At 64.3% G+C, this 6,425-nt stretch carries 8 protein-coding genes; 2 read left to right on the plus strand and 6 right to left on the minus strand.

From position 1 onward, the window contains the following. Positions 1-76 precede the first annotated feature (76 nt). Positions 77-718: a DUF4360 domain-containing protein gene (locus tag UK23_RS47345; protein ID WP_045318433.1), complete on the minus strand. Its 642-nt coding sequence runs from the start codon at positions 716-718 to the stop codon at positions 77-79. A gap of 57 nt (positions 719-775) precedes the next feature. Then, complete coding sequence (locus UK23_RS47350; protein WP_045318434.1) at positions 776-1,399, minus strand: DUF4360 domain-containing protein; 624 nt, start codon at positions 1,397-1,399, stop codon at positions 776-778. 306 nt (positions 1,400-1,705) lie between these two features. Here UK23_RS47350 and UK23_RS47355 point away from each other — a divergent pair, with 306 nt between their 5' ends. Then, on the plus strand, positions 1,706-2,812 hold the full coding sequence (locus tag UK23_RS47355; RefSeq protein WP_045318435.1) for a DUF2341 domain-containing protein: 1,107 nt from the start codon (positions 1,706-1,708) through the stop codon (positions 2,810-2,812). Between the two features lie 82 nt (positions 2,813-2,894). Further along, entirely contained in the window at positions 2,895-3,140 is a 246-nt protein-coding gene (locus UK23_RS47360; protein ID WP_045318440.1) for a mycoredoxin, read from the plus strand. Between the two features lie 45 nt (positions 3,141-3,185). Here the strand turns inward: UK23_RS47360 and UK23_RS47365 are convergent, their stop codons facing one another. The 4 genes from UK23_RS47365 to UK23_RS47380 all read right to left on the minus strand — a co-directional run bounded on the left by UK23_RS47365 (position 3,186) and on the right by UK23_RS47380 (position 6,355). Then, complete coding sequence (locus UK23_RS47365; RefSeq protein WP_156213903.1) at positions 3,186-4,208, minus strand: chitinase; 1,023 nt, start codon at positions 4,206-4,208, stop codon at positions 3,186-3,188. Between the two features lie 166 nt (positions 4,209-4,374). Beyond that, complete coding sequence (locus UK23_RS47370; RefSeq protein ID WP_045318437.1) at positions 4,375-5,061, minus strand: chitinase; 687 nt, start codon at positions 5,059-5,061, stop codon at positions 4,375-4,377. A 116-nt stretch (positions 5,062-5,177) separates the two neighbouring features. Next, the gene (locus UK23_RS47375) at positions 5,178-5,873 is read right to left on the minus strand and encodes a chitinase (protein WP_045318438.1); all 696 of its coding nucleotides are present in this window, start codon (positions 5,871-5,873) and stop codon (positions 5,178-5,180) included. Between the two features lie 98 nt (positions 5,874-5,971). Next, entirely contained in the window at positions 5,972-6,355 is a 384-nt protein-coding gene (locus tag UK23_RS47380) for a VOC family protein (RefSeq protein ID WP_045318439.1), read from the minus strand. Between the last annotated feature and the right edge of the window lie 70 nt (positions 6,356-6,425).

A 6,425-nucleotide genomic window follows, 5' to 3' on the forward strand; every position in this document is an offset into this window, starting at 1 on the left:
GATCTGGACAGGGCAGTGCCGGACACCCAGGTGACCTGAGTGCCCGGCACGGGGTTACATGGCCTCGATGTGACAACTACGGCTTGGGGCAGGTCTTCCACGCGAAGTGGTAGGTCGTCTCGATGGACCCGTCGGTGGAGTCCATCGCGATGAAGCTCGTGACCTTCTTCGGGTCCGACGTGCCGGCGGCGACCCGCAGCTCCGTGTTGATGTTGAAGTTTCTCTTCTCACCGCACGGGTGGTAGACGATCGAGGCGACATCCGTGGTGTCGGTCGCCTGCCAGTCGTCGCTCAGCGGGCCCGCGTAGTTGTGCTGCCGGTACTCAGTCTGCGACATGCCCTGGAAGTAGTAGTTGGCCTTCTCCAGGGCCGTGGCGCCGCGCTCGAGGTGTGCGAAGCCGCGGTAGTCGGTGGACGCGATGCCGTAGGTGAAGCCGGACGGCACGTTGACGCGCAGGTTCAGCTGGCAGTTCTTGCGGAAGTCGGTGGGTTTCGCCTCGGGGCCGACCTGCGCCATGAACTCGCTGTACGTGACGGTGAACGCCTTGTTGTCCGGGCTGACGGCGACCGCTGCCGTTCCCGCCTTGCAACCTGAACCGTTGATGGTCACGACGTCGATGGTGATGATGTCCGGCGGCGGCGTGGTTCCGGGGGCGCCGCCGGGCGGGATGATGATCGTCGACATCGCGAGCGCGGCCGCGGCCAGTGTGTTGAGCATGGGGCACCTTTCCGTCTGGGTATCAACAATGAACGGGCGGCGGCAATTGGTGCCTGGTCAGCAGCGCTTCCAGGAGAACTGGTACTTGGTGCTCACGCTGCTGTCCGTGGAATCCATCGTCATGAAGCTGTTGGCCTTCGACGACGAACCCGCGTTCACGCGCAGTTCGGTGTTGATGTTCAGGTGCCGGACTTCGCCGCACGGCGCGTAGATGATTTCCGACACCGTGGCGCGATCGGTCGCCTGCCAGTTGTCGGACGTTGGGCCGTAGAAGTTGTGCGTGCGGCTGGCGGTCTGTGACATGCCCTGGAAGTAGTAGCTGCCCTTTTCTGTGCCGGTGGCCCCCTGCTGCAGGCTGGCGAATCCGCGGTAGTCCGCTTGGGCGATGCCGAACGTGAAGCCCTGCGGGTAGCTCACTCTGATGTTGAGCTGGCAGTTCTTGCGGAAGTCTGTGGGGCCTGAGCCCTGTCCGGCCTGGGCGAGGTACTGGCTGTAGGTCACCGTGAATGCCGTGCGGTCGTCCGCGGCGGCGACCGCGGCGGTGCCGGCCGGGCAGCCGGAACCGTTCTCGGTGACCACGTCGATGGTGACGAAATCAGGAACGTCGGGAACTGCGTTCGCTGTGGGCGCGGACAGGACCGCGGACAGCGCGAGGGCAGTAGCCGCCACCGTTTTCAGCATGGCCAGCCTTTCTTTCCAAAGTGCGGTAGCGGCGGCGGAAGTCAAACGATATCGGAAACCCTGTGTTGCGAAGGGCCGCCGAATGGGTGACTGAATTGTTGGGCAATGTATGGAGCAAAGCAGGACTAATTGCACACCCGAATTTTTCGTGTGTGCGCGAACTATGCTCACCCACGGTGTGCGGAATTAACCTGACGATTGTCTGACGATCGCTGATCGCTGGGCCGTTCGAGTGATGCGAGCTGACAGGCAACAAGGTTTCCAGTAAGACCTTGAGTGTTCGCCGCCCCGGACAAAAGGGACCACATGCACAAGACAGGGCGCACGTTCACCATCTCGGCCGCGCTGCTCGGCGCGCTCCTCCTACCGACAGTCGCATCAGAAGCCCAGGCGGGCTGGACACATCGGCGCACGCTCACGATCGACACGACGGCCTCCGGTGCAAACGTTTCCGGTGACGTGAAGGGCTTTCCGGTGCCGGTGAGGCTGGACGCGTCGAACTTCGACTTCGGCCAGGCCAAGCCGGGTGGCGCGGACATCAGGTTCGACGACGCGGCGGGCGCGCCGCTGCCGTATGAGATCGAGAAGTGGGACGCCGCCGCCAAGCAGGCGGCGATCTGGGTGCGGATCGACGTCAAGGGCAACGCCAGGCAGACCATGACCTTGAAGTGGGGCAACCCGGAGGCCTCTGCGGAGAGCGACGGCACGAAGGTGTTCCCGAAGGCCGACGGCTGGGTCACGGCCCACCACCTGGCCGAGAAGGGCGCGGCCGCCGGTTACCGCGACTCGGCCGGCAACCTGAACGGCAAGGGCGTCAACATCACCGGCGACGCCACGGGCGCGGGTGTGGTCGGCAACGCGCTGTCGCTCAACCGCTCGAAGAGCGAGTACGTGCTGCTCCCCGGCAGCGAGACCAGTGGCCTGTTCAACCCGTTGCCGTCGAAGGGCACGTTCTCCGTCTGGTCCAACGCGAAGACGCACCCGGCCGCGTACATCGCGATGTTCTCCAAGGGGGAGAGCGGTTTCCGCATCCACTACTTCGGCGAGGGCGACCAGACCGAGCCGTGCGTCGACGTCGCGAACTACGACTGGTGCCCGCTGCCGTCCGGCGGCTACACCAAGGTCAAGAACAACACCTGGTACCACTTCGTCTTCGTGCTCGACAAGCCGAACGCCTACTACTACATCAACGGCAAGCTGGAGGTCGGCAAGACCGACACCAACGCGTGGAAGACCGCCGGCACCGAGCCCGTGACGATCGGCAACAACGAGAAGACCGCGGGTGGCAACAGCCGCAAGCGCTCGTTCGACGGGCTGCTGGACGAGGCGCGGATCCTGTCGGTGCCGAAGGACAAGAACTGGGCGAAGCTGGACTTCGAGTCGCAGCGGCCGGGGTCGAAGCTCCTCAAGTGACCTGGACCGCCCTGGGAAGAAGCGCCACTCGTCGGGTGTTGATACTGATGACTTCTTCCGACCTCGATGAGGAGTGCGCCTGATGGCTCCCGACCAGCTGACCGTCTACTCGACCTCGTGGTGCGGTTACTGCCGCATTCTGAAGAGCTCGCTCGACCGCGAAGGCATCGAGTACGTCGAGATCAACATCGAGGAGACGCCGGGCGCGGCCGACTTCGTGATGGAGGTGAACGGCGGCAACCGCACGGTGCCGACCGTCCACTTCCCGAACGGCAAGGCGCTCACCAACCCGTCGCTGGCCCAGGTCAAGGAACAGCTCGTCGCCTAGTACGAGAAGGGCGCGCACGGACTCGTGCGCGCCCTTCTCGCGGTTCTAGCAGGAGAGGTTGTTGCCTGCCGGCACGCCGAGCAGTGACGTGAACTGCTGGTACTTCGACACGCGGCTCTGCACCTGCGCGGGGTTGCGTCCATCGCACTCGAGCGACCCGTTGATGCTGCGGATCGTCTGGCCGAAGCCCGCTCCGTTGACCATCGCGTTGTGGCCGGTCATGGTGCCGGGGCCGGTCTGCGTCATCCAGTACCAGAGACCGGTCTTCCACGAGATCGCGGCGTTGCTCGCCACCAGGCCGGGGTTGTTCAGCAGGTCGTTGCCCATGCCGAGCGCCTGGCCCGCCGTGTAGTAGTTGAAGTTCCACGACAGCTGGATCGGGCCGCGGCCGTAGTAGCCGTACGTGCCGGCGGGGCAGCCGTAGGACTTGCTCTCGTCGCAGAGGTCGTTGTTCTTGTTGATCTCCTCGATGTACACGAGGCCGCCGGTCTCGTGCGAGACGTTGGCGAGGAACGCCGCCGCTTCCTGCTTCTGCACGGTGTCGCTGCCCGTCTTCGCGAACGCGGGGAACGCGCTCATCGCCGTGACGAGACCGCTGTAGCTGTAGAAGCCGTTGCGCGACGGGAACATCTGGTTGAACTGGGCTTCGCTGACGACGAAGCTACCGCCGCCACCTCCGCCACCTCCGCCACCACCGCCGTTGCAGTTGTACGGATCCCAGTACCAGGTGGAAACCGTGGGGCTGTAACCAGGGTTGTCGTGCTCGGCGATGTAGAAGTTGCCTTCGAACCGCACGATCGCGCCGGTGACGTACCACTGACCCTGCACCCAGTCGGTGAACGTGCAGGTGCCGCCACCTCCGCCGCCGTCACAGCTGGTCGGATCCCAGTACCAGGTGGAAACCGTTGGGCTGTAACCGGGATTGTCGTGCTCGGCGATGTAGTAGCTGCCTTCGAACTTCACGATCGAGCCGGTGGTGTACCACTGGCCCTGGACCCAGTCGGTGTACGTGCACGCCTGCGCGGTCACGTCCGCCTGGGAGGACGCGGTCGGTGCGATGACGGCCATGGCCGCCGCCATCACACCTGCCGCGATAGACGCCAAGATGCGTTTTCTCAGCAAGGTCACCCACTCCTGGAGTCTGCGCGCCCTAGGAATCAAGGATGTGAACAACGCTGAGATTGGCACCAGTGGTCCAGACCAGTCAAGGGTCTAGACCAGTTCTGTCAGAGCATCAGCAGGACAGGTTGCCGCCCTGTGCGACGCCGATGATCCCGGTGAACTGCTTGTACTTCGACACGCGGCTGTTCACCGCTCCGGGGTTGCGGCCGCCGCATTCGAGTGACCCGTTGATGCTGCGGATCGTCTCGCCGAAGCCGCGCGAGTTGACCATGGCGTTGTGCGGGGTCATGGAACCGGGGCCGGTCTGCGTCATCCAGTACCAGAGCGCGGTCCGCCACGCGATGGTCGCGTTGGAGGACACCAGGTTCGGGTTGGCCAGCAGGTTCTGGCCGATGTAGTCGCCCGCCGCCTTGTAGTTGAAGTTCCACGACAGCTGGATCGGGCCGCGGCCGTAGTACTGCTTGGCTCCGGCGGGGCAGCCGTACGGCTTGCTCTCGTCGCAGTAGTCGCCGTTCTGGTTGATCTCCTTGATGTACACGAGCCCGCCGGTCTCGTGGGAGAAGTTCGCCATCGCCGCCGCGAACTCCTGCTTCTTCACCGTGTCACTGCCCTGGTTCGCGAAGCTGAACGAGTTCATCGCGGACTTCAGGCCGCTGTAGGTGTAGAAGCTGTTCCGCGACGGGAACATCTTGTTGAACTGCGCTTCCGAGACGATGAACGGCGCCGCCGTCGCCGGCTGAACGAGCGTGAAGACGCCGATCAGCGCGACGATCAGGGCGGCGGCGCGTGTTCCGAACATGGGACCAACTCCTCAGAGCATCTGCGCGCCCACTGTGTGTTACCGCTTTCACGGTGGCAGGGCCGACACTCCGAGCACAAGAGGTGGTCTATACCTTTTAAAAACCGGAACTTCGCTCAGCAGGACAGGTTGCTGCCCGCGGAGACTCCGAAGACGGCGACGAACTCCTGGTACTTCGCGACCCGGCTCTGCACCTGGGCGGGGTTGCCGCCGTTGCACTCCTTGGCGCCGTTGATGCTGCGGATCGTCTCGCCGAAGCCGCGTGAGTCGACCATGGCGTTGTGCGGGGTCATGGTGCCCGGCCCGGTCTGGGTGTTCCAGTACCAGAGCGCGGTCTTCCAAGCCGTCGTCGCGTTGGTGGCGACGAGGTTCGGGTTGTTCAGCAGATCCTGGCCGATGTAGTCGCCCGCGGCCTTGTAGTTGAAGTTCCACGACAGCTGGATCGGGCCGCGGCCGTAGTAGGCGGACTGTCCGGCCGGACAGCCGTAGGACTGGCTCCAGTCGCAGTAGGTCCAGTAGACGGACGTGTCCTGCTCCACGATGTGGACGAGGCCGCCGCTCTCGTGGTGGACGTTGGCGAGGAACGCGGCGAGCTCCTGCTTTTTCACCGTGTCGCTGCCGGTGTTCGCGAACGCTCCGAACGCGCTCATCGCGGACGTGAGGCCGCTGTAGGTGTAGAAGCTGTTCCTGCTCGGGAACATCTGGTCGAACTGGGCCTGGGTCAGCACGAACTGCGCGGCCGATGCCGGCTGGACGAACGTGAGCACGCCCAGCAGGGCGACGACCAGTGTCACGAGACGGCTTCTTGCCATGACGACCAACTCCTCTTGAGCCTCGCGCGCCCACGTTGCGGTTGCGCAGGGCACCAAAGCATCGGAGGAGTCGGTCGTGGAACCTTTGGTCTATACCATTAGGCTCCTGAGCCGTACGGCCTGGTGATGATCTCCAGCGCGTGACCGTCCGGGTCGTCCCAGTAGACGCCGCGACCGCCGTCGTTGTGGTTGATCTCCTTGTGCCGGCTGCGGTACGGGTCCGCCCAGTAGTCGAGGCCGCGCTCCTGGATGCGGCCGAAGATCTGGTCGAACTCGTCCTCGGTCACCAGGAAGGCGTAGTGCTGGCTGTGGATCGGGCCGTTGCTGGTCATGTAGTCGAGCGAGACCCCGTTCGCGACCTCGACGACGAGGAACGGGCCGAAGCGGACCGGGTCCGGCAGGTCGAAGAGCTCGGTGAGGAAGCGGGCCGAGCGCTCCTGGTCGGTGGCGTGGACGATGGTGTGGTTGAGCTGTACGGGCATACCTCCTGCTTACTCCGGTGTCAGGGAGTTGTCAGCGCGACCGGTGATGATCCCCCGCATGAAGAGAGGG

It is taken from the genome of Lentzea aerocolonigenes (assembly GCF_000955955.1).
GTDB lineage: Bacteria > Actinomycetota > Actinomycetes > Mycobacteriales > Pseudonocardiaceae > Lentzea > Lentzea aerocolonigenes_A.